Annotated in this window: 19 protein-coding genes and 1 tRNA gene; 13 read left to right on the forward strand and 7 right to left on the reverse strand. The window is 44.1% G+C overall.

All coding sequences use genetic code 11. The features are described 5' to 3' along the window. Positions 1–387: 387 nt before the first annotated feature. Positions 388–804 (reverse strand): hypothetical protein, encoded by a 417-nt coding sequence (locus OSCIL6407_RS0112960; RefSeq protein WP_019487305.1) that lies wholly within the window; start codon positions 802–804, stop codon positions 388–390. Between the two features lie 26 nt (positions 805–830). Next, positions 831–1,235, reverse strand: a complete 405-nt coding sequence (locus tag OSCIL6407_RS0112965) for an NIL domain-containing protein (protein ID WP_007357668.1) — start codon at positions 1,233–1,235, stop codon at positions 831–833. Positions 1,236–1,463: 228 nt separating this feature from the next. Between OSCIL6407_RS0112965 and OSCIL6407_RS0112970 the strand changes: the two genes are divergently transcribed. The 5 genes from OSCIL6407_RS0112970 (at position 1,464) to OSCIL6407_RS0112990 (ending at position 8,449) form a co-directional block, all read left to right on the forward strand. Further along, a complete protein-coding gene (locus OSCIL6407_RS0112970; protein WP_007357669.1) occupies positions 1,464–2,066 on the forward strand; it encodes a thioredoxin family protein in 603 nt (200 codons plus the stop codon). 235 nt (positions 2,067–2,301) lie between these two features. Continuing rightward, the gene (locus tag OSCIL6407_RS0112975; RefSeq protein WP_007357670.1) at positions 2,302–5,517 is read left to right on the forward strand and encodes an efflux RND transporter permease subunit; all 3,216 of its coding nucleotides are present in this window, start codon (positions 2,302–2,304) and stop codon (positions 5,515–5,517) included. Positions 5,518–5,636: 119 nt separating this feature from the next. Continuing rightward, positions 5,637–6,671 carry a methyltransferase gene (locus tag OSCIL6407_RS0112980; protein ID WP_007357671.1) on the forward strand — a complete coding sequence of 345 codons (1,035 nt, stop codon included), beginning with the start codon at positions 5,637–5,639 and terminating at the stop codon, positions 6,669–6,671. Between the two features lie 66 nt (positions 6,672–6,737). Beyond that, positions 6,738–7,523: an exodeoxyribonuclease III gene (gene xth, locus OSCIL6407_RS0112985; protein WP_007357672.1), complete on the forward strand. Its 786-nt coding sequence runs from the start codon at positions 6,738–6,740 to the stop codon at positions 7,521–7,523. Positions 7,524–7,573: 50 nt separating this feature from the next. Beyond that, entirely contained in the window at positions 7,574–8,449 is an 876-nt protein-coding gene (locus OSCIL6407_RS0112990; RefSeq protein ID WP_007357673.1) for an SDR family oxidoreductase, read from the forward strand. Positions 8,450–8,527: 78 nt separating this feature from the next. Here OSCIL6407_RS0112990 and OSCIL6407_RS0112995 read toward each other — a convergent pair whose 3' ends face one another. Beyond that, positions 8,528–9,649 (reverse strand): EAL domain-containing protein, encoded by a 1,122-nt coding sequence (locus OSCIL6407_RS0112995; protein WP_007357674.1) that lies wholly within the window; start codon positions 9,647–9,649, stop codon positions 8,528–8,530. A gap of 526 nt (positions 9,650–10,175) precedes the next feature. On the opposite strand from OSCIL6407_RS0112995, the gene OSCIL6407_RS0113000 reads away from it, so the two are divergent. Next, positions 10,176–12,143 carry a GAF domain-containing sensor histidine kinase gene (locus tag OSCIL6407_RS0113000; protein ID WP_234708815.1) on the forward strand — a complete coding sequence of 656 codons (1,968 nt, stop codon included), beginning with the start codon at positions 10,176–10,178 and terminating at the stop codon, positions 12,141–12,143. A 42-nt stretch (positions 12,144–12,185) separates the two neighbouring features. On the opposite strand, the gene OSCIL6407_RS0113005 is transcribed toward OSCIL6407_RS0113000, so the two are convergent. The 3 genes from OSCIL6407_RS0113005 to OSCIL6407_RS0113015 form a co-directional block, all read right to left on the reverse strand. Continuing rightward, positions 12,186–12,464: a type II toxin-antitoxin system HicA family toxin gene (locus OSCIL6407_RS0113005; RefSeq protein ID WP_007357676.1), complete on the reverse strand. Its 279-nt coding sequence runs from the start codon at positions 12,462–12,464 to the stop codon at positions 12,186–12,188. Next, on the reverse strand, positions 12,461–12,664 hold the full coding sequence (locus tag OSCIL6407_RS0113010) for a type II toxin-antitoxin system HicB family antitoxin (RefSeq protein WP_007357677.1): 204 nt from the start codon (positions 12,662–12,664) through the stop codon (positions 12,461–12,463). Before OSCIL6407_RS0113010 ends, OSCIL6407_RS0113005 begins: the two co-directional genes overlap by 4 nt. 80 nt (positions 12,665–12,744) lie before the next feature. Then, positions 12,745–12,818 (reverse strand) — tRNA-Pro (locus OSCIL6407_RS0113015). Between the two features lie 166 nt (positions 12,819–12,984). On the opposite strand from OSCIL6407_RS0113015, the gene lipA reads away from it, so the two are divergent. From lipA to OSCIL6407_RS0113035, 3 genes are all read left to right on the forward strand, one after another. Beyond that, complete coding sequence (gene lipA, locus OSCIL6407_RS0113025) at positions 12,985–13,869, forward strand: lipoyl synthase (RefSeq protein WP_007357679.1); 885 nt, start codon at positions 12,985–12,987, stop codon at positions 13,867–13,869. Positions 13,870–14,301: 432 nt separating this feature from the next. Next, positions 14,302–15,564 (forward strand): RNA polymerase sigma factor SigC, encoded by a 1,263-nt coding sequence (gene sigC / locus OSCIL6407_RS0113030; RefSeq protein WP_026103731.1) that lies wholly within the window; start codon positions 14,302–14,304, stop codon positions 15,562–15,564. Positions 15,565–15,908: 344 nt separating this feature from the next. After that, positions 15,909–16,457 carry a transcriptional repressor gene (locus OSCIL6407_RS0113035; protein WP_007357681.1) on the forward strand — a complete coding sequence of 183 codons (549 nt, stop codon included), beginning with the start codon at positions 15,909–15,911 and terminating at the stop codon, positions 16,455–16,457. 189 nt (positions 16,458–16,646) lie between these two features. Here OSCIL6407_RS0113035 and OSCIL6407_RS0113040 read toward each other — a convergent pair whose 3' ends face one another. Continuing rightward, complete coding sequence (locus OSCIL6407_RS0113040) at positions 16,647–17,492, reverse strand: transglutaminase family protein (RefSeq protein WP_007357682.1); 846 nt, start codon at positions 17,490–17,492, stop codon at positions 16,647–16,649. 772 nt (positions 17,493–18,264) lie between these two features. On the opposite strand from OSCIL6407_RS0113040, the gene OSCIL6407_RS36215 reads away from it, so the two are divergent. The 4 genes from OSCIL6407_RS36215 (at position 18,265) to OSCIL6407_RS0113060 (ending at position 22,955) form a co-directional block, all read left to right on the forward strand. Beyond that, positions 18,265–18,402 carry a hypothetical protein gene (locus tag OSCIL6407_RS36215; RefSeq protein ID WP_007357683.1) on the forward strand — a complete coding sequence of 46 codons (138 nt, stop codon included), beginning with the start codon at positions 18,265–18,267 and terminating at the stop codon, positions 18,400–18,402. Positions 18,403–18,499: 97 nt separating this feature from the next. Then, entirely contained in the window at positions 18,500–18,949 is a 450-nt protein-coding gene (aroQ, locus tag OSCIL6407_RS0113050) for a type II 3-dehydroquinate dehydratase (RefSeq protein ID WP_234708816.1), read from the forward strand. Positions 18,950–18,992: 43 nt separating this feature from the next. Next, entirely contained in the window at positions 18,993–20,219 is a 1,227-nt protein-coding gene (locus OSCIL6407_RS0113055) for an ADP-ribosylglycohydrolase family protein (protein ID WP_007357685.1), read from the forward strand. Positions 20,220–20,405: 186 nt separating this feature from the next. Continuing rightward, positions 20,406–22,955, forward strand: a complete 2,550-nt coding sequence (locus OSCIL6407_RS0113060) for an HD family phosphohydrolase (protein WP_007357686.1) — start codon at positions 20,406–20,408, stop codon at positions 22,953–22,955. Positions 22,956–23,012 lie beyond the last annotated feature (57 nt).

Here is a 23,012-nt window from a genome sequence, read left to right on the forward strand (position 1 = left end):
GCTCCCCCACTCCCCCGCCCTTCCCAACAAAAGGGCCCCACCGCTGAAAGGCTGTAGGGCGCAAGGACAGTTAAACGCTTCTTTAATTCTCGGTAAATCTACCCTGAATACGATCGCTCATTGTGACGATTTTCAGAGTGTCCATTCCAAACAGATTGCAGCGTATCAAAAAATGTAACGTAGCCTTTACAAAACTACACTTGCTATAGCTTGTTAGTAATACCTCATGCAATTTTTGTTGGCAGCTTCGCAGGCTGCTTTTTTTCTCTTATCACTATTGCATAACTTTTCAGGATTCCCATGAGAATTAATTTCTCTTCAATTAGCAATTAGCCATTAGCAATTAGCCATTAGCCATTAGCCATTAGCCATTAGCCATTAGCCCTTTTAAAAGTATAGCTTTGCTGCCCCTCCAAATCCCAATCCAATAAGAGAAACAACTGTCAAAATCCAGAAAGCCTGCCACTTTTGAAAACCGGATGTCTGAATATCGAGTCTAGCTAAAGATCCTGCGGAAAGTAGGATTAAACCGGTGGCAAAAAGGTGCAGCCATGCGACAACTACTACTGCAAAAAAAGCAGTAGTAATGATGGAAATAAAAGCCCCGACATCAGTTCTAAACCATCTAAACATTAATCTTTTTGCATGGTTTAGGGGAGCAGTTAATACCCCACATAACAGGAAGATGGCAACTACAGCTAAAAACCAAACTGCTAGGTGAGCATCAGATTTGGATAAATTCCAGCCAAAGGTGCTATAAGTAACAAAAAGTATTGCTAGAGAACTCCAAGGAAGTTTCTTCACGGCTTTTGAGTCACCAAGATTAACCTCTAAAGGTTGGTGGAAATAGCCTGAACAGGACAGGTAGGAATGCACTGTTCGCAAACGATACAGCGCGATCGCGTAAAGGTTAGTTTAAATGTTTCTTTGTCTAAGGTCAAGGCTTCTGTGGGACAAACGCCGGTACAGAGCCCACAGTGTACGCAGATGTCTTCGTCAATTAGTATTTCTCGACTGGCGAGGGATACGGTAATATTCTGCGATCGCATCCAGTCTATAGCTGCGTCCAACTGGTCGATATCTCCGGCCAACTCTAGCACGAGTTTGCCTATTTGATTTGGGGCTACCTGAGCTCGGATAATATTGGCAGCCACATTAAAATCCTTTGCCAGTCGATAGGTGACGGGCATACGGATTGAGCGTTGGGGAAAGGTCAGCGTTACCCGTTTTTTCACGCTCTATGTCCTCTATAATTCACAATTAATCTGTCTCTACTTCTGTTTTACCGCATTTCAGACTGGATCGGAACTTAATTAATATGACAATTCAGAGGTTTTTCTATTGTTTGTTGCTGAGGTACAAATTGTCCCCAAATTATGGTACACTCTTAAGGGAGAAACTTAATCAACTTAAGCAATCTCTATTACTGTTAAAAAAAGCACAATTAAAATTGCAATACTTCAATGAGTCCTAATTCACAAGAATCAACCCCTACGGCTGCAAGTCAGAAGTTGGAATCGAACACAGCAAAACGGCTGAGAAACTTATTGATTGTTTTGGCAGCGATCGCATTGGGGATTTCCCTGTTCTTGGGACTGCAAATCGAAACACCATCAAATGCTCTAACGGAGATGGCAGAAGCATCGACACCGCTAGAAGTTGCTGTCAGCAACGGTAAGCCGACTCTGGTAGAATTTTATGCCAATTGGTGTGGTAGCTGTCAGGCGATGGCAAAGGATATGAGCGAAGTTAAGGAAAAATACAGCGATCGCATAAATTTTGCGATGTTGAATGTAGATAATAACAAATGGTTGCCAGAGGTGCTCAAATACAGAGTGGATGGCATTCCCCACTTTGTATTTTTGAGCGATCGAGGAGAGGCGATCGCTCAGACTATAGGCGAAGCCCCACGCAATATAATGGAATCTAATTTAGAAGCTTTAATTGCTGGTAAAGCGTTACCCTACGCGGAAGCTACAGGTCAAGTTTCCAGTTTTAAACCACCAGTAACTCCTTCCAAAGCTAGCACAGCAGATCCGCGATCGCACGGCAGCCAAGTTCAGTAAGATTAAGTATTAATATCTCTGAAGGCAGACGGAAGACCGAAGACGGAAGAACGAAAATGCAATAACACCAGGAGTTTCAGCAATAACCTCCTAACCATCAAGGCGGTTGATAAAATTAAATAATTTAATCGGGAGTATGTAGTTGGGGTGCGATCGCTAAAACCCCACTACATCCAAAATGGTTAAGTTATTTAATCGTAGTGAAAAGTCAACAATCACTGAGGAATTTTGACAGATGGCGACTGACAAAACTGGATTAAGCATCAGCGCGATCGCAATTCGCCGCCATATCGGGACAATCATGCTCACCCTCGCGATCGCCGTCGTGGGTCTATTTTACATCACTCAACTCCCCGTCGATCTCCTCCCATCCATCACCTATCCCCGCATCGGCGTGCGCCTTGAGGCCCCCGGAATCTCCCCAGAAGTAGCAGTTGACGAAATCACCCGCCCCCTAGAACAAGGACTCTCAGCCACCGAAGGAGTCACCCAAGTCTTCTCCCGTACCCGCGAAGGCCAAGTTAGCGTCGATTTATTCTTCAAACCAGGAGGAAACATCGACCAAGCCCTCAACGACGCAACCGCCGCCGTCAACCGCATCCGCAACCAACTTCCAGATACAGTCGAAGCCCCCAGATTATTTAAAGTTGACCCCTCCCAGCAGCCAGTTTACGAATTTGGCCTCACCTCAGACTCCTTGCGGGGAGTCGATTTGCGCGTATTTGCTGACGAAGAACTCGCGCGCGAGCTCAACGTCATACCAGGCTTAGCCGCCGTTGACGTTTCCGGCGGCGTACAAGAAGAAATCCAAGTTAACCTCGACTTAAACCGCCTACAAGCCTTGGGAGTCAACGTTTCTGACGTACTCTCCACCCTACAAGACCGCAACCAAGACACCTCCGGCGGTAGACTACAACAAGAATCCGGCGAACCCTTAACGCGGACAATAGGGCGCTTTCAAAATGCCAGTGAAATCCGCGATCTTTCCTTCCAAATCGCAGGTTCTAATCCCCCCAAACGAGTTTATATCCGCGACTTTGCCGAAGTCATAGACGGTACTGAAGAAGAACGAGTTAAAGTATTTCTCAATCAGACACCCGCAGTAAAAATCAGCATTCAGAAGCAGCCAGATGCCAATACCATCACAGTTGTAGATGGTATTAAAAAGCGCCTCGAAGAGTTGAGAAAGTCGGGGGTAATTACCCCCGACATGACAATTACAACTACCCTGGATGAATCAAGATTTATCCGCGATTCTATTTCCAATGTATTGTTTTCAGGTTTAAGCGGATCTGTCTTAGCTGGTATTGCCGTGTTACTTTTCCTGGGTTCTCTACGACAGACCCTAATTATTGTCCTGGCAATTCCCCTAGCCACACTCACGGCTATTATTCTGATGGGACTGTTTCACCTGTCTATTAACATCTTCAGTTTAGGCGGTTTAGCCTTGGGTGTTGGGATTGTCGTAGACAACTCAATTGTGATGCTAGAAAATATAGTTGAGGGAGTTAATAAAAATAAAAGCAAAACAACTAACGGCAAAAGAACAAGCATACTTGATGCAGCCGAAAAAAGTAGTCAAGAACTCGAATCAGCTTTATTTGCCTCTACTGCTACCAACTTAGTTGCCGTCCTCCCATTTTTGCTAATAGGAGGCTTTATCTCCTTACTTTTCAACGAGTTAATTCTGACAATTACTTTCGCCGTAGCTGCTTCTTTAATTGTCGGTTTAACAATTGTCCCGATGATGACTTCTCGCCTATTAGCCGTGAGATTTTCCAGCGGTGTGGGCAAATTTTGGGCCTTGCGGGCATTTAATCGAGCCTTCCACAGCGCTACATTAGGCTACGGCAGATTTTTAGGAGCAATTCTGCGGTGGCGGTTAATAATAATTGTACTTGCTATTGTTATTTTGGGTTTCAGTAGTTTGCAGATGGTGGGTCAAATTCCCCAAGAAATTTTACCCAGAATTAATACTGGTCAAGCTAGATTATTTGCTCAGTTTCCAGCGGGTACAAACTTGGAAACTAACGAAAAAGTAATGAAGACTGTGGATGAACTTCTGAGCAAGCAGCCAGAAACTTTGTATACTTTAACAACAGCGGGAGGGCTACTTTTTGGTAACAATACCGTTGAAAATTTACTCAGGGGAAGCAGTACAATTACACTGAAGCCAGGAACGAACGTTGCCGATTTTGTTGAGCGCATGACTCAGGAATTAAATAAACTGAAATTAGTTGATACTCGCCTACGTTTAGCACCAGAAAACGTGCGCGGTTTAATTCTGACTAATTCTCCCGTGCGGGGTGGTGAAGTTGACTTAATTCTTCAAGGCGAAAATCCAGAAATATTGCAACAAACAGGGCGGCAAATATTAAAAACCTTTGAGGAAAAGGTTAAATTAGTCAGGTTTAGACCTGATGGCGACCCTCAACAACCGGAGGTACAAATCCGCCCTGACTGGGAAAGATTGGCGACTTACGGATTTAGTGCTAGAGAAATTGGAGAGTCAATTCAGACAGCAATTCAAGGTGCAGTTCCTACTCAGTTACAGCGGGGAAATCGGTTAATAGATGTGCGGGTACAATTCGATCGCAACTCTGTCAAATCAGTATCAGAACTAAGTTATATTCCCTTATTTGGCAGCAATAATAATGTAATTAGATTGAGTGATGTGGCGACTATCAATCTAGGTAAAGCCCCTGGGGAAGTTCAACGCCTGAATCAGCGCCAAGTTTTCTTAATTGTTGGTAATTTGAATAAGGGTGCAAGTTTAGGTGAAGCTTTACAGCAAGTAGATGCAGTGGTAAGTGAATTGAAGTTACCCCCAGGAGTACAAGTTGTACCGAGTTCGGCGGCTGAAACTAATCAGGAATTGCAATCTTCCCTAAAAATATTGGGTGGGTTAGCGGCTTTTTTAGTATTTGTAGTGATGGCCGTACAGTACAATTCTCTAGTCGATCCGTTAGTGATTATGTTAACAGTCCCGCTGTCTTTGGCTGGGGGGATTTTAGGGCTTTATGTAACTAAAACTGCGATTGGGGCGACGGTAATTGTAGGTGCGATTTTGTTGGTGGGAATCGTGGTGAATAATGCTATTCTGATGGTGGAATTGGCAAACCAAATTCGGGAAGAAGAAGGAGTTGACCGAAAAACAGCAATTGTCAGGGCCGCACCTCAACGTTTACGCCCGATTATGATGACGACAATTACCACAGTTTTAGGTTTATTTCCTTTAGCTTTGGGGATTGGCGATGGTTCGGAGTTTCTGCAACCGCTAGGGGTGGTGGTGTTTTCTGGTTTGTCTCTGGCAACGGTATTGACTCTGTTTATTATTCCCTGTTTTTATATTTTGCTGCACGACTTTTTTGGGTTATTTGCAGCGAAGAGGAAACCGCACGCGATTGCTATTCCTGTGCATAAAACAGCGAGAAAGACTACGAATTTATAGATGAATTTATAGCAATTCAGCAACGAAAGCCAAGCAGGTTATCTGCTAGCGAATCGCCAGACAACACGCTCTTTAGTGCCTTTCTAGTTACTAAATAAATAACTTTCCAAGGATATCCCATGACTTTATATACAGAGAATGCCCAACCTGAAGACGAAAACTCATCCTCATTGCTACTAGAAATGATGTATGGCTTTAAAATATCTCAGGCTCTTTTTGTAGCGGCTAAACTGGAAATTGCAGATATTCTGAGTGACGGTTCTAAGACTGCTGATGAACTTGCGAAAGCTGCTGGTCTAAATTCTCAGGGTATTTATCACCTGATGCGTATGCTAGTAAGTGTTGGTGTGTTTTCTCTGGAAGAGAATAACAAGTTTCGCTTAAATTCTTTGGGAAAACATCTGTTGACTGGTACTTCTGATTCTTTACGAGGTACGGTGATGGCAATGGGTGATGAACTATATCAAGGATGGGGTAATTTACTATACGGTATAAAAACTGGAGAAACAGCTTTTGAACATACTTTTAAGATGAGTTTTTATAGCTATTTGCAGCAGAATTCTGAGGCGGCAGTAAATTTCAATGAGTGGATGAAGGAGACGACAAGAGAGTGGCTACTTCCGGTGATTGAAGCTTATGATTTTTCAGAAGTTAAGAAACTTGTGGATGTGGGAGGAGGCATTGGAACGTTAACAGCTATTATTCTGAAGGCGAATCCGAAGATGCAAGCTATCTTGTTCGATCGCGAAGATGTTGTTGTCGATGCGAGTCCGGTTTTGGAAGTGGCGGGAGTTGCAGATAGGTGTCAAATAGTTGGAGGTAGCTTTTTTGATGCGGTTCCCTCTGGTGGCGATCTTTACTTACTCTCTCGTGTTCTTCTCAATTGGGATGATAGTCATGCTATTACAATTCTTAAAAGCTGCTATCAAGCTATGACAGCTAAAGACAGGCTGATGATTGTTGATTTTATGTTGCCTGAAGGCAAAATGTCGCCATTTATTGGTATGGGTAGTCTAACTTTGTTTGTGATCGGCGGTACTTTTATGCGAACAAAGGATGAATTTTATAATTTAGTTTCCTCCGCCGGATTTAAAGTGACGAATATGATAGAAACAAAAGGGCCAGTAAGTGTCATTGAGGCGAAACCTGCATAACTGTCAACTGTTAACAGTTAACAGTTAACAGTTGACAGTTACCAATTACCAATTACCAATTACCAAATGAAAATTGCCACTTGGAATGTTAATTCAATTCGTAGCCGTCTCGAACAGGTTTTAGAGTGGTTGCAAGCAAATCCCGTAGATGTTCTTTGCCTACAAGAAACAAAAGTTATAGACCAAGATTTTCCGCTACAGCCATTTCTCGACATCGGCTATAATTTCTACATTTCTGGTCAAAAATCCTACAATGGTGTAGCTATTTTCAGCCGCTTACCAATGACAGATATTAGCACCGGATTTGCACCCATCCTTGGCACTGATATTGTAGGGGAATTTGACGAGCAAAAACGCTTAATTACAGGTATCATTGCCGATATTCGGATTGTTAATCTATATATTCCCAACGGTTCAGAAGTTGGTAGCGAGAAATATAACTACAAACTTAATTGGCTGAAACTACTACAAGAATATCTCAAAATCATTATTGACAAATCCCCTAATTTATGTGTTTGTGGCGATTTTAATATTGCTCCCGACGATCGCGATATTCACAACCCTAAAGCCTTTAAGAATCAAATCATGGCTTCACCAGCAGAACGCCAAGCCTTACAGGAAATCGTCGCATTAGGCTTCAGCGACGCTTTTCGCATATTTACCGATGAAGGCGGCCATTTTAGCTGGTGGGACTATCGCACGGGTGGTTTCCGTCACAATAGGGGATGGCGCATTGACCACCATTATCTCAGCTTGAGTCTGTGCGATCGCGCCAAAAGCTGCACAATTGATAAAACCCCTAGACAATTAACCAAACCCAGCGACCATGCTCCCGTCATTGTCGAAATTTGAAATATGAGTTATAAAGATTTGTAACCGCTGACAACTCACAACTAATTATCATGTTTCTAATTACTGGAGCAACAGGCGGACTAGGCCGCCGAATTGTACGGCTGCTGAGAGAAAGAGAAATAGCAACGCGAGCATTTGTTCGCCTCACATCTCGCTACTCAGAACTAGAAAACCGAGGCGCTGAAATTTTCATCGGCGACCTCAAGCAAGACAAAGACATTCAAAAAGCTTGCCAAAACGTTAAATACGTCATTAGCACGCATGGTGCAGGTAGCGATGCTCAAGCAATACATTACCGTGCTAACATTGAATTAATTGACCGCGCCAAAGATGCTGGCGTTGAACACTTTGTCTTCATTTCCGTACTCGGAGTAGACCGAGGATATGAAGACTCTACAGTATTTAAAGCCAAGCGTGAAGTAGAAAAATACCTGCAAGCTAGTGGATTAAATTACACAATTTTGCGACCTGCTGGTTTTGCTTCAAATTTAATCCCCCTAGCCGAACAATTTCGGCAAACGGGAGTTTATTTATTGATAGGCGACCCCAAAAATCGCACATCCATTGTCAGTACCGACGACTTAGCAAAAATTGCCGTAGACTCCGTAAATATTCCCGAAGCTCGCAACCAAATCTTCCCAGTAGGAGGGCCTGATATTCTCACACGAGAAGACATTGCTCGTATTTTCGGGCGGCTTTTCAATCGCGAACCTGTAGTAATTAACCCACCTCTATTTGTGTTCGATGGTCTGCGGGGAGCAGTGGGTTTATTAAATCCCCAAGCTCAAAAAAGCTTAAGCACTTTGCGAGTATTGCTGGCTAACGAATTTTTCTGCACACCCGCAGAAATCGAAAGTTTAGAGTTTATTTTCAACATGAAAATGGAATCTCTAGAAAGCTATATACGGAGGTACATAGGAGTTTAATATCACCTCCCTTGATTGATTTTCCTTGAATTTCAAAGTCTGAAGGGGCGGATGCAGAGAGAATTTGGGCAGCGCAACCTAATCCACTACCGACAGAGATTTAATCTCAAAGTAGGGCGTAGTTGTCACAGGTGGAGCAGTTGGTTTCGCAATTAAATAACCTTGAACAAAAGTTGCCCCCCTTTCCCCCACCCACTGCAATTCCTCTAAAGATTCCACCCCTTCCGCCACAGTTCTAATATTCAAATGATTCGCAATTTCCAATAGTTTTTCAGTAATTAGAGCTTTGTAAGAGTCTTGATGTACGTTGCGAATCAAGTCCATATCCAACTTCACAAAATCCGGGCGTAACTGATGAATTAAATTCAAGTTAGAATATCCAGCCCCAAAATCATCAAGTGCAATTAAAAACCCTGCTTCTTGATAAAATTTCAGAATCTTAATCAAATGAGCAAGATCCGGCGGCTGTTCCGATTCTGCTACTTCAAAAACAATGTTATCGTGAGGAATCCCGGCTTCATCAATGGCACGCACAGTCATTCGCAAGCACGTAGTTGGATCGTAAACAGAAGTAGGAGAGAAATTGATAAAAATTAACTCTTTAATTCCATGATGGCTTGCTTCCCGAATCGCACAAGTCCTAGCTAAAGCGTCTAGTTGAAAAACCATACCTGCGGACTCCGCCTGAGAGAAAATGCGACCCGGAAAAATTAAATTTCCCTCCTTGTCAAAACCTCTGAGTAATGCCTCTTGTGCAAAAATTTTAGAAGTATCCGAAGTATAAACAATAGGCTGAAAATGACTGGTAATTCTCTCCGCCGCTAACAAATCCAGCAGCCAGTCCGACTGTTTGAGGCTAGTGAAGTTATGCAGTGAAGTCATGCGGGAAAAATCGCTAAATTCTGGTTTAGTATCTCCCGCTATCCACAAAACTTGCGTTTCTTTCAATTCTTTAGGCGTAAGTTTAGCTGACACTAGGGAACTAAAAGTTTCCACTCGCTCTTTTTCTAGGAATATGTATAAACATTTTTCATCTTCTAGAAATTGGGACTTAAGTCCAGCTTTTTGCAAAACAGAAAAAACCTTATTTAGTGTATGCCCTACAGGAAACCACAAGTATAATCCGCCGCTGCCTTCAATTTTGCTCGGCAGGGTTTCACAGCGAGTGCAGGAGCCAAAAACTTCGCCACTTTGATACATGAGAACTTCCTCTAAACTCAGGGTTGGTGTTAAAATCTCTTGTCAACTAGAAATTTAAACATATTAAAATCCTAGCCCATCTATCTACAGAAGTATAGTATTGGTTTATGAGAGTTGAAACTGGTCATATCATCAAAGTAACTTAAGTGAGATATAATTTATATTTTTTTAACAGTTAAAATCTGAATCGGCGCTGCTTTACATTACATTGTGATTTTTAAACGAACTCAACCTTCTAAGTATTCAACCTCTAGATAGAGTTAAAAATTATTAAATATGAGCTAAAACTTAAAAATAGTTACTATAATCGTACTATTTTACGCTAAGCAGCCTTAACTGTTTGCATAGTCTTATTGTTTTATGACTGTATAAAACCTATTTGCAATTTACTTTTAGCTTACCTTCTTGTTGAATCAAGCAAAATCTTCCGAGTTAGGTCGCCCTGTAAATTTATGACACCATCAGCCTTCTTGGGTCAATCGTGTCGAGGTCTGTGAGTAACGGATTTTTGCTAACCTGTAAATTTATGACACCATCAGCCTTCCTGGGTCAAGCGTCTTCACATGAGCGATGCCAAAGGCAGGAAACGCCTACGCAACACCGCCACAAATGCTACGAAATACCAGGATCTATGTATCATTTCCGTACTAAATCGCAGTGGCAGTTGTCAAGTATGGCGGGATTGATGTATCAATTCTTACTCCGTCAAGACGGTTCGCTAAGTTTCTTATTCTTAACTCCTAGTTTTGGCGAATTTTTTGAGCTGGATGCTTGGGAGATGGAATTGGATACAGAAACTCTGCTGGCGATGATTCACCCAGAAGACATAGATGATTTTCACAATTCTATAGCGATCGCCGCCTGTAATTTGCAATCATGGAAATGGGCGGGGAGGTTTATCTTATCTTCAGGACAGACTAAATGGATTCAGTGGGATGCTCAACCTTCCCGCCAAGCAAACGGAAATATTTTCTGGAATGGTTTGCTAGTAGATGTAACCAGTCACTACCAATTAGAATCTGAAGTTGAGCGTCTTTCTTTTTTACTAGGTTTGACTGAACGCTTACAAACTTCCACTGACTTAAATGAGATCGCCGAATTTGCTATCCAACACCTCGTTGAAACTACAAACTCTACTTATGGAGATGTCAAAGTAATTAACAGCATTGATGAAAGTTCTCATGCTTGTCCTGTTGGTAACGATCTGTCTGCTGAATTGGTTGCCGCCTACCGCAAACCCCAAGAAATAGACCAAGAAATAAACCATGACATCCTTAATAGCGAAGGGATGCTGTGGCAAGTAGTAAAAACTGGCGAACCAATATTTGTCAAAGACTATGCTAGTAATCCAAATTCTGTCGCGACATTTGGTCAACCCGAAATTAACAGGATTGGTATTTTTCCGATTTCGGCTACAGATGGGAATGTTATAGGCGTGCTAACTTTAAATTCGCACAATTTCCCGCCCATTAAAGACAGCAATCAACAAGATTTAATCCTAGCTGCTTGCCGCATTTTGGGAGTTCGTATTGAGCGGACAAAAGCTCAAGAGCGTCTGCTGAAGGCCAATAAAGAATTGGAGCTAACTTCTCAAAAGTTGACCCAAAAAGCACTGCAATTAGAGGAAGCTTTGGACGAACTTAAACAAACTCAAACTCAACTGGTTGAAACCGGAAGAATGTCTTCGCTGGGCAGTTTAGTTGCTGGTATTGCCCATGAAATCAATAATCCTGTGAGTTTCATTTACGGTAATTTACCCCACGCCTCAAAATATTTTATTGATGTCCTAACCTTGATGGAAGTTTATCAGCAAAGCTATCCCCATCCCGCCCCACGAATTGAAGAGGCAATAGAAGATATTGACTTAAATTTTATCAAGGAAGACTTGCCTAGACTGCTAGTTTCTATGCAAGCAGGAGCGGAGCGAATTCGCAACATTGTCTATTCTTTGCGGAACTTTGCCCGTCTTGATGAAGCCGACATCAAAGCGAGTGACCTTCATGAAAGTATTGATAATATTTTAATGATTTTGGATAGTCGTTTAAAAAAATACGGTTCTCGTGTTGAAATTCATGTGATTAAAGAATACGGTAAACTCCCACTTGTTGAGTGTTATGCAGGGCAACTAAATCAGGTGTTAATGTACATTATAATGAATGCTATTGATGCTTTGGAAGAAGGCAATTCAGGGAAAATAACGAAGGAAAATTTTAGTGCGCCTACAATTAGAATTAGTACGGAAGTTAGTAATAGTAATACAGTATTAATTGGGATTGCCGATAATGGCCCCGGCATACCTTTGGCATTGCAGCCGCGTTTGTTTGACCCTTTCTTTACTACGAAGTCTGTCGGCCAGGGTACGGGTTTAGGGCTATCAATTTCCCACAGCATTATCACTCAAAAACATAGGGGAAAGTTAAAGTGTATTTCTACACCAGGAGAGGGAGCGGAGTTTATAATTGAGATTCCGCTGTTGGTAGCTAAAGCTGTTTAATATTCAGTTAGCTATGGAGTGCGATCGCCACTCACAGCAATTTTAATCCTTTGCAGTATCTTCATTGGATTTATCAATATCCTCAAAATTTGACTGTTCGGCATCGCTACTTTCAGTTGTCAGAATTTCTGAAAAACCAGCCCTTTTCAGTAGATTATGGAGTAAACCTATTTTTAGAGATTTATTACCATGAATGGGAACGGAAATTCGCACACTTATCCCAGATTTGCCGTAAATGTGATGGCTACCTTGAACTCTTAATAAAATCCAGCCAGCATCTTCTAACAGTTTCGCTAACTGTTTGCCTGACATGGACTTCATACGGCAATCTCCAGAATTCTGTCTCTATCATTCATCTCCACTGATTCAATATCGACTGATAAACATCCTTCTATGGCTTCATAAAGGTTTTGAAGTAATTCCTCAAAGGTTTCTCCCTGAGTAGCACAACCAGGAATAGCAGGAACTTCGGCCCAAAATCCTCCTTCTTCTGCTTCGTGAATTATGACTTTAAGTTTCATAGGTTTTTAGTACTTGGCGGCATACTTTATAGATTAAACAAAGATCGCAAAGAATATCAGGGCTATGTTATTGTAAATAATCGGGATGACAGGATTTGAACCTGCGACCCCCTCGTCCCGAACGAGGTGCGCTACCAAGCTGCGCTACATCCCGAATTGAGTTATGTAAAAATTCTAGCACGCGCGATCGCCACAGGCCAACCCATCACGCCCAAAATCTTAGGACTAACCGCACCTACAACTAGACCAGTAAACTCAGATGCCAAACCCCATCCGTTGTATTATAATAATTTCTAACACTTCAGCACATAGAGGCAGTCGTGACAGTTAAGCCAGAGTGGTTGCGAGTCAAAGCCCCCCAGTGGGAACGAGTCGGCAATGTTAAAGAAATTCTGCGGGATTTAGCCCTCAATACCGTTTGCGAAGAAGCATCCTGTCCCAACATCGGCGAGTGCTTCAACTCTGGCACGGCTACTTTTCTAATTATGGGCCCCGCCTGTACCCGCGCCTGTCCCTATTGCGACATCGACTTCGAGAAAAAGCCCAAACCGCTTGATATAACTGAACCAGAAAGGCTGGCAGAGGCGGTATTGCGGCTCAAACTCAACCACGTTGTGATTACCTCCGTCAACCGAGATGACTTACCAGACGGTGGTGCATCGCAGTTTAGGCAGTGCATTCAAGCCGTGCGAGAGGTAATGCCGCAAACTACGATAGAAGTCTTAATCCCAGACTTGTGCGCCAATTGGCAAGCTTTAGAAGCAATTCTGGAAGCACAACCAGACGTGCTCAACCACAATACAGAAACAGTTAATCGACTTTACCGCCGAGTGCGTCCCCAAGGGAAATATGAGCGGACAATGGAATTATTGAAGCGCAGCCGGGCGATCGCGCCTTGGGTTTACACTAAATCGGGCATGATGGTGGGATTGGGGGAAACTGACGCGGAAATTCGGGAAACGATGCAGGACTTGCGATCGGTTGATTGCGATATTTTAACTATCGGGCAATATCTGCAACCCACGCAAAAACACTTAAATGTCGAAACTTTTGTACCGCCAGAACAGTTTGCCGCTTGGAGGGAGTTTGGCGAGTCCTTGGGATTTTTGCAAGTTGTGGCTTCTCCTCTCACCCGCAGTTCCTATCATGCTGAGCAAGTTAGAGCTTTGATGCAGCTTTATCCCCGCCAGAAAATTAAAAATTAAAAATTAAAAATTAAACACTTGAATTGAGACTTACGTAGCGAATGTGGGCAATTAATAAAGTTTTGTAAAGATTTAGGTGGAATTGGGGAAGTGATCGGGAACCAACATCAATGGTGATGAAGATTATCTTAGCTTCTGACGAAAGTCACCCCCTAGTAGCTGATATTTTCCCTATACTAGCTAGCAAATAGAGAAGCATAACCCTCTTTACAGACAACCTGGCTGTTCAATGCTAGAGTCGCTGGCTAATCCCGCTAATGTTCTCAAACATTGCCCGGGCCTGAAACCTAACAGATCGCAGCACGGATGTCCGCAAAGCGGGAAACGGAACTAATAGCGGTGATGCTTCGTCTTAAGACAGGGGGCATCATATTTAAACAAACCGCCGCTAAGCGCAGCATCTTGTTACCCGGAGCAACTGAGAGAATCACTATGCCACCCACCTCTTTTTACGCTGAAGCCGAATACGACGAGCAACTGCAAGGGCATTCCTTGCAACCCGACGTAGTGGAGGGCGATGCCGAACAAGCCGTGGAAGACCTCCAAGAAGATGAGATAGAGGTCTTGGATGGAGACACAGCTAAATTCAACAACACTGCCAGCCGCCGCACTACTGATTTAGTGCGCTTGTACCTTCAAGAAATCGGTCGGGTTCGTTTATTAGGTCGAGATGAAGAAGTCTCTGAAGCCCAAAAAGTCCAACGCTACATCAGGCTGCTAGAGTTGCGAAATACCGCAGCAGAGCAGGAGGAAGGGCTAATTCGTCGTTATGTTGAGTTAATTGAAGCACGCGATCGCTTGGCTGCTCAGTTGGGCCACCGCCCCTCCCTAGAACGGTGGGCTGCATTAGCAGGTGTCGCTGAGGTATCCGAATTGAAGCGGATCATGGCTGAAGGCAAGCGCCGCTGGGCTGAGTTGGCAGGTGTGACACTAGAAGCTTTAGATCAAATGATTACTGAAGGCATCCAAGCCAAGGATCACATGATCCAAGCTAACTTGCGACTGGTGGTATCTGTTGCGAAAAAGTATCAAAATCGGGGCTTAGAACTTTTAGATTTAATCCAAGAAGGTACTTTGGGCCTGGAGAGGGCAGTTGAAAAGTTCGATCCAACACGGGGCTATCGCTTCAGCACCTATGCCTACTGGTGGATTCGTCAAGGAATTACGCGAGCGATCGCAACCCAAAGCCGCACTATTCGCCTCCCCGTCCACATCACAGAAAAGCTTAACAAAATCAAGAAAGCCCAACGTAAAATCTCTCAAGAAAAAGGCCGGACGGCAAGTATTGAAGATATCGCCGCTGAGTTAGGCATGACTGCACCCCAAGTGCGAGAAGTATTACTCAGAGTTCCACGTTCTGTTTCCCTGGAAACTAAAGTAGGCAATGAGAAGGATACTGAGTTAGGAGATTTGCTCGACGATGCCGATAGCGTTTCTCCAGAAGAACTGCTGATGCGGGAGGCTTTACACCGCGACTTGCAGCAACTTCTAGCCGATTTAACCAGTCGGGAACGAGATGTGATCTTGATGCGGTTTGGTTTGGGAGATGGACATCCCTACTCTCTGGCAGAAATTGGTCGAGCTCTTGACTTGTCGCGAGAACGAGTCCGCCAAATTGAAGCTAAAGCTTTGCAAAAGTTGCGCCAGCCCAAGCGCCGCAACCGAGTACGGGACTATTTAGAGTCTTTGACTTAGTATAGCTAGGGAAGAAGGGGCTAGGGACTAGGGGCTAGGGGCTAGGGAAGAAGGGGCTAGGGACTAGGGGCTAGGGACTAGGGGAAGAAAGGGGTTAGGAAATAGAAAATAGGGTAAGAGAAGAAGAAAATTCTTGATTTCTTTTAACCTCTACCTCTCTCTTCTCTTTATTTCCCTAGTCCCTAGTCCCTAGCCCCTAGCCCCTTCTTCCCCGTTTATTGATTTTTTTTTAATTAATGCTAATAATCTAATCGCTATTGATTCTCAATAATCTTTAATACTTGAAAAAATATAGAATTCTTGTGTATGATTGTCAATAGGAAGACTTTTTTGAAAAGCTGACTATGGTACTTTACACAGCGACATCATTTAAATCCGAACTCAACGACAAAGGCTGGCGGATGACTCCTCAGCGGGAGACTATTTTGCACGTCTTTCAAAATTTGCCAAAGGGCAATCACCTGAGTGCGGAGGATCTTTACAATGTGCTACAAAATCGAGGGGAACGGATCAGTCTGTCCACTATTTACCGAACTCTGAAGTTAATGGCAAGGATGGGTTTGCTGCGAGAACTGGAACTGGCAGAAGGTCACAAACATTATGAAATAAATCAGCCTTACCCACACCACCACCATCACCTTGTCTGCGTTCAGTGTAACAAGACTATTGAGTTCACCAATGACTCGATCTTAAAAATTGGCATGAAGCAGTCTGAAAAGTCCGGTTTGCATTTGTTGGACTGTCAGTTAACAATTCATACAGTTTGTCATGAGGCGTTGCGGATGGGATGGCCATCTTTGCTTTCGAGTAATTGGTCATGTCCGAAGGCGATCGCAGATGCAGGACACACAGATATAGCTCACTTAGATACGTCACACTTAGATGAGGAATAAAACCCGCTCTTGAAATTTGGGATGAACAAGCATTGCGATCGTTAGTTAGGACTTACGCAAAAGCAATATAATTGTGTTATTGCCAATCCGATCGAGCAATTGTCACTCTTGATTTTTATTTCGATTGCGTAAGTCCTGTTATCATTTTTAACTCCAAAAAACCCAAAAGTTGTCGAACTGAGGGGGAATTTAACTGATAATTTGAATGGACAAAGTGTATTGAATATCCGACGTAACACCAGCACCTCTAAAGTTACCAGAAATAGGGGCGGCGTAGCGAGGGATGGCACTAGCAGCTAGGACAATATGGCGATCGCTAACTACCAAACCCTGTGTAGGATCGTATCCCAGCCAACCAGCACCCGGTAAATATACTTCGGCCCAAGCATGGAGATGCCGTTCTTCTTGCTCAGGAACTCCTTCCTGATAGCCGCTGACAAATCTTGCAGCTAGCCCAACAGCGCGACAAGCTTCGATAAAAATAATTGCCATATCGCGGCAGGAACCTAACTTTTGATTCCAGGTAATTCCGGCCGGAAACGGATCGCCAGTTTCCCTAACTGTCTGCTCGCAATTTTGATAAATTCGCTGGTTAAGTTCGCTGAGAAAGTTAACCGTTTGACCATTTGTTGCTTGCCAAATCTCTTGTGCTAACTCCATTATTACGGGGCTACTAATAGGTTGTAAATATGGCGCAAGCTGAGCCAGCACTGGTGCTGGATAATCTGTAATTGGCAACTGCATTGCCCAAGGCTCTACTAGGTAATTAAAGGGATTTGTACAGTGGGTTTCGACTTCAGAGGTAATTTTAATACTGAGTTGGTTTGTAGGCTGTGTAAACCACAGCTTAATAGTATTATTTCCTTCCCAATCTAGTACCTCAGAAACTCCGGCTGCTTCGGGAGTTACTTCTAAGGAAAAAGCCCGTAGGGACTGAAAACCGCAAGAGCGGGCTCGCAACCTCACTGTATGAGGCTCTAGATCAACAAATCGGCTGTAACTATAAGTAGTGATATGAACAATTTTGTAGAGCATTTAGTAGTTGTTAGTTGTTAGTTGTTAGTTGTTAGTTGTTAGTTGTTAGTTGTTAGTTGTTAGTTGTTAGTTGTTAGTTGTTAGTTGTTGGTTGTTGGTTGTGCGATCGCTCCTAGCTTTCCCAATCGGAGCGATCGCCTGAGTCATTGCTGGGGATGCTCTGAAAAGATTGCTACAGATGAGCCAATTAAACCGAGTCAGACTGCTAACCCGCAGAAAAAGATTCGAGAGTTGAGACTCCCACCCCTCAAGGGGCGATACTAGCGGCGCGGTCAATTTCTGTCAGATCGGAGGCTTTAGCTTGTTAGGCGCGATCGCCCGGTTGGTGAAGCTGATGTTTAAGGAATTGCTAGCTGCGTTTAAGTAAATTACCCAGTCCATCTCCCTCATCTCCCTTATCTCTCCTAGCACTAATCCATTGCGCTAACACAAGGGTTAAGGCGATCTGAGGGATCGCGCGATCGCCCCTTCTAACGGACAAGCCACTTTACATCGCAACCGACAACATGGGAAGAGGGAGATCGGGGATTGGGGCAATTTCCAACTCAAAACTCCAAACTCCTTTTCCTTAACCTCTTGATTATTTGTAAACATTCGTTATTATTAAATAATAAGACTGATTGGTAAATCAACTGATTTCTCTCCGTTGCCCACAGCAAAGTACCCAGAGAAGACAAGCTCGACGGTTGGTTTCAACTTTTTGCTTGCCTGAATTCAGAAATTTAGCCGTTAGTCCAGCAAATTAGCCTGAAAAAAAGGAGCTATCTGTTCAATGGAGGAAATTGAAAAGGTACTGGAAGAAATCACGGAATGGATTCGCAAGCTCATAGAAGCTCTGCTGAGCCCAGACACTCAACCAGAACCCGAACTTATTCCCATTCCAGTCAACGAACCAAAGCGTCCCAGATAACCGCAGTGGATTTGAGATTGGCAAAAGGATTCAGCTCTCTGTGACATCCCAAATCAAAAATCAGAAATAAAAATTAATTTCGCTGGAATTGTTGGAATTGTTAAATATCCTGGTGTTGCACGGCCCCAATCTCAATCTATTGGGTCAGCGAGAACCTGGAGTTTATGGCAGTGCAACTTTAGATGACATCAACCAGTTGTTAGAGGAAGAAGCGCAAGCCCTCCAGGTTAAAATTTCTATCCAGCAGTCCAATCATGAAGGCGTTTTGGTGGATGCAATTCAGTCAATGCTAGGGCAACACCAAGGTCTGCTGATTAATGCTGGAGCTTATACCCATACCAGCGTAGCAATCCGAGACGCGATCGCTGCCGTTAATGTTCCTGCGGTAGAAGTTCATCTGAGTAACATTTACCGCCGCGAGCTTTTTAGACACCATTCGTTTATTGCGGCGGTGGCGATTGGTCAAATCAGCGGTTTTGGCGCGGATAGTTACCGTTTGGGGTTACAAGCTTTGGTTCATCACTTGAAAAGAGGGGCTAGGGGCTAGGGGCTAGGGGCTAGAAAAGAAGGGAACAAGAGGGCTAACTGAAATGCGTTACTCCCTGTTAAATAAGTTTCAAGGTGTGCTACTAGGTGCAGCATTAGGGGAATTATTAGGCATTGAATACCAAAGGCAAATATTAAGTTGTAGCGATCGGAATGAAGATTTTAACCGCAGTTCAAACAAGATAAAATTGCCAAATTTCCGGCTGGGTGCGACACGAGTTGAAATAAACTCCCTCAACCGTGACTTCCAGCTTAACAATAGAGCATCTGCTAGCAGCGCTTATCTTGCTTACCTCTGGGGTAAAAGCTTGATACAGATGAGAGGTTTAGATTTAAAAGACTGGAGGGACATTTGGGTTGGAGTTTCTAACTCAGAATTTACAAAAGTTAACTCTTCACCAGACGATCCAAAGGCTGGCAGATCGGCACTAGACATATTACCGAGACAAAATTTAACTTCACCCTTAGCCCTTCACCCTTCATCTTTGATTCTTCAGCCTTCAGCAGCAGCAGTTGCTACTTTACCAGTAGCGATGTTTTTTCATGAAAATAAAGCTAAACTACGAGAAAAGCTAGAACAAGTAGCTGGGGTTTGGCAAGCACCCAGCCAAATTGAACAAGATGTAGCAGTAGGGACTTTAAGCGTAGGATACGCGATCTCGCGTGCGCTTAAAGAAAAACTCCACCCCTCCGTCTTAATTCCCGAAACCCTTACCTATCTTGGGGTAGATATGCCGTTAGCAACTTTACTGCTAAAAGTACAGATATTATTAGAGCAGAATGCTAGTTTAGAGGCAGCTCAGACTCAGCTTTGTAAAAGTGCAGTCGATGCACAGAGGCAAGAGGTAACAGAGGGAAGCTTAGAAGCCAAGTTTGTCAGTCCTTCATTTTTTCTTCCGATTGCCTTAGCTTTTTACTGCTTTCTGAGTACCCCAGAAAATTTGCGCTTAGCAGTTATCCGCGCAGCGCAGATGGGAGTAGAACCCCAGCTCACTTGCAGTTTGGTGGGGGCCCTGTCGGGAGCTTATAATGGCGCTGTCAGCATTCCTGTAGAATGGCGAGTCGCATTAGAAACAAATTCTGAAGCAGGGCGTGAGAATTCGGATCGATCGCCTTTACTTTGGGGTACGGTAAGTATAGGGGAAATTATGGAATTAGCAGCTAACCTCTTGGCTGTTTGGTCTGGAGTATACCACAGCTCGGCCTCTAGCGCATCACCACAACCTCCTGTTGTGGCAGCACCTTATGTGATTAGGCCTCATAGAGTTTAGAGTTTTTGAGATTTTAGATTCAGGAGTGAAAGAAATTCGGTGTGAATAGCGATCGCTAACTGTTTGCGCCTCACCGAGTCTAGTTTTAAGAGATAAAAAACTTAGAACTAGGCACTAATCAGTATCCAGAGTCAGGCAAAATATCTGACAGGGCTGCTAAATAACTTCGATGTAGCTTTGATATAAATGAATACGCTCCACTCTCTTGCTGCTAGCTTTATTGAGCAGCTAAACGCTGTCCGCAGGGTAAGCAAACACAGCGCTAACACACAAACGACTAATGGCGGTTTAGCACATACTGCACAAAGCCACCAGCATCTACTATCTCCCATGCCCCTCTCACCGGGGCTTGTTGAGACTGTCGCTCCTTCTAGGGTTCAAAGCTCAAAATCCTGTCCTAAAGGTAGAGCAAGATCGCCTTGGCTGCTAGTAGTAGCTGTGGTGTCTCTGACGGGGACAATGGGACATCGCTTTTACAATCAGCCGAAATTGGATGTGGGAACTAAAGCTCCCCAGACAATCAAAGCTCCAGCTAGTGCTAGTATCCCCGATCGCAAAACCACCGAAGAGCAGCGCAAAGAAGCCCGCACGGGTGCAGTACCAGTGCTAGCCATCGATTCTAGTGCCGATCGCCACATCTATCAGGAAATTCAAAAATTTCTGGTACGGGGTAACGAACTACGACAGCTCGCAGGGCCATTTCCTTTTGTCAGCATAGAAGTACTCTCTACTACTGTGCAGAGTTACTTAAGGCAGTGCCAAGAGTGGGAATGGCGAGCTGTACTCGCAGAGCTCGATGACGAAAAAATCGGGAATACAAAGTCGAGTCCAGAGCAATTCCCAGCCGCAAAGCAGATCGTCAATAAATCTGTAGAGCAAGCAGTTGCAGAACTTGAAGCTTACCGTTTGGTAGTATCGCAGGAAGATTTTAACAGACTCACAGAAAATATCTCCCAGGCTCGTAAAGGTTATTTCAACGCCTTAGAGGAACTCTCCAAGCAATCAGTTTCAGCACTGGGAGAGATCTATGATTCCTCTTTATTGGAGTTATCCGATGCAGCTTGGTTGCAAACGCAAACCGGAATTAACCGTACAGCCAGCCGGATGCTGGCTCAAGGCATTCCGCCGGGACTGCCTAAAGATATCCTAAAGGAAGCCGTCAGACAACAAGTAATGGATGTGATGCCGACGGAAACTCAACCTTTAGCGGTGAAGAGCTTAGGGGCAATTTTGCAGCCAAATCTGGTTAGGGATATAGAAGCAACCAAGCAGCTAGCCGAACTTGCCGCTCAAAAGGTCAAACCGGTGATGGCAACTGTGGAAGAGGGCGAGATTATTGTTAAAGAAGGCGAGGAAATCACCCTGTCCGATTTTGTGTTGCTAGACCACTTTAGTTTGAGCCGTCGGGAAGTAAATTGGGTAGGGTTAACGGGGTTTGTCTGCCTAGTTAGCGGCGCAATTGGAGTTGTGCTGTTGGTGGAGAGGTACTACCGTCTACGGCGCAGAGATCATTTGCTGTTGTTGCTGTTGACGCTGAGTACGCCAGTGCTGCTGACTGTGGGCATTCCTTGGACGAGTTTACCCGCGATTGGGATTCTGGCCGGTAGCTTTTACGGTTCGGCTGTAGGAGTAACAGTGGTGGGCCTGCTTTCGGCAGTATTGCCGATTGGCTTAGAAATTGACGGGATTCATTTGTTGGCAAGTGCAGCCGGCGGTTTGCTGGGTGCGCTTATGGCTGGGCGACTGCGATCGCGCGAGGAACTAGCTCTGTTAGGAGTGGGGGTAGGTGTAACTCAGGGCATGGTTTACCTGTTGTTTACTCTGATTGGAAGCGCCACTGGTGGCTCGATTTGGTATGCGTTAGTCAGTACAGTGATTTTGCAAAGTCTGGGCGGGGTGGCTTGGAGTATTATCGCTCTCGGTCTCAGTCCGTATTTAGAACATTTGTTTGATTTGATCACGCCGATTCGTTTAGCGGAATTGGCTAACCCCAACCGTCCGCTGCTCAAAAGGTTGGCTGCGGAAGCACCAGGGACGTTTCAGCACACTTTATTTGTGGCTAGCTTGGCTGAAGCTGCGGCGCGATCGCTCGGTTGCAATGTGGAACTGGTGAGGACTGGCACATTATACCACGATATCGGCAAAATGCACGATCCGCTGGGATTCTGTGAAAATCAGATGAGTGGCCCGAATAAGCACGATCAAATTAATGACCCTTGGGTGAGTGCAGATATTATTAAAAAGCACGTTACTGAAGGGTTGGCGATGGCGAAGAAATATCGATTACCCAAGGCAATTCAGGCGTTCATCCCGGAACATCAAGGGACAATGTTAATTGCTTATTTCTACCACCAAGCACAGCAAATTGTTGCCGAACAAGAAAGAATTGCTAATGGGAAGGAATATGCGAATACAAAATTAAAAGTTGCAAATCGAGTCTTGAGGGAGAAAGATTTTCGTTACGATGGGCCCATACCTCAGTCGCGAGAAACAGGAATTGTGATGTTAGCAGATTCTTGTGAGGCGGCTTTGCGATCGCTTAAAGATGCCACTCATGAGGAAGCTTTGAGCATGGTTAATAAGATGATGAGGGCTAGATGGCAAGATAATCAGTTGATTGATTCGGGGTTGACGCGGGAAGATTTAGCGGAAGTCGCGGAAATTTTTGTGCGGGTTTGGGAACAGTTTAATCATAAGCGGATTGCTTATCCGAAAGCGGTTTTAACTCCCAGATAAGCTCAGAAATAGGGAAGATAAAATATGGGAGAGATGAATATGGGCGGGGCGGGTTTA

Origin of the sequence: Kamptonema formosum PCC 6407 (assembly GCF_000332155.1) — a bacterium.
GTDB lineage: Bacteria > Cyanobacteriota > Cyanobacteriia > Cyanobacteriales > Microcoleaceae > Kamptonema > Kamptonema formosum.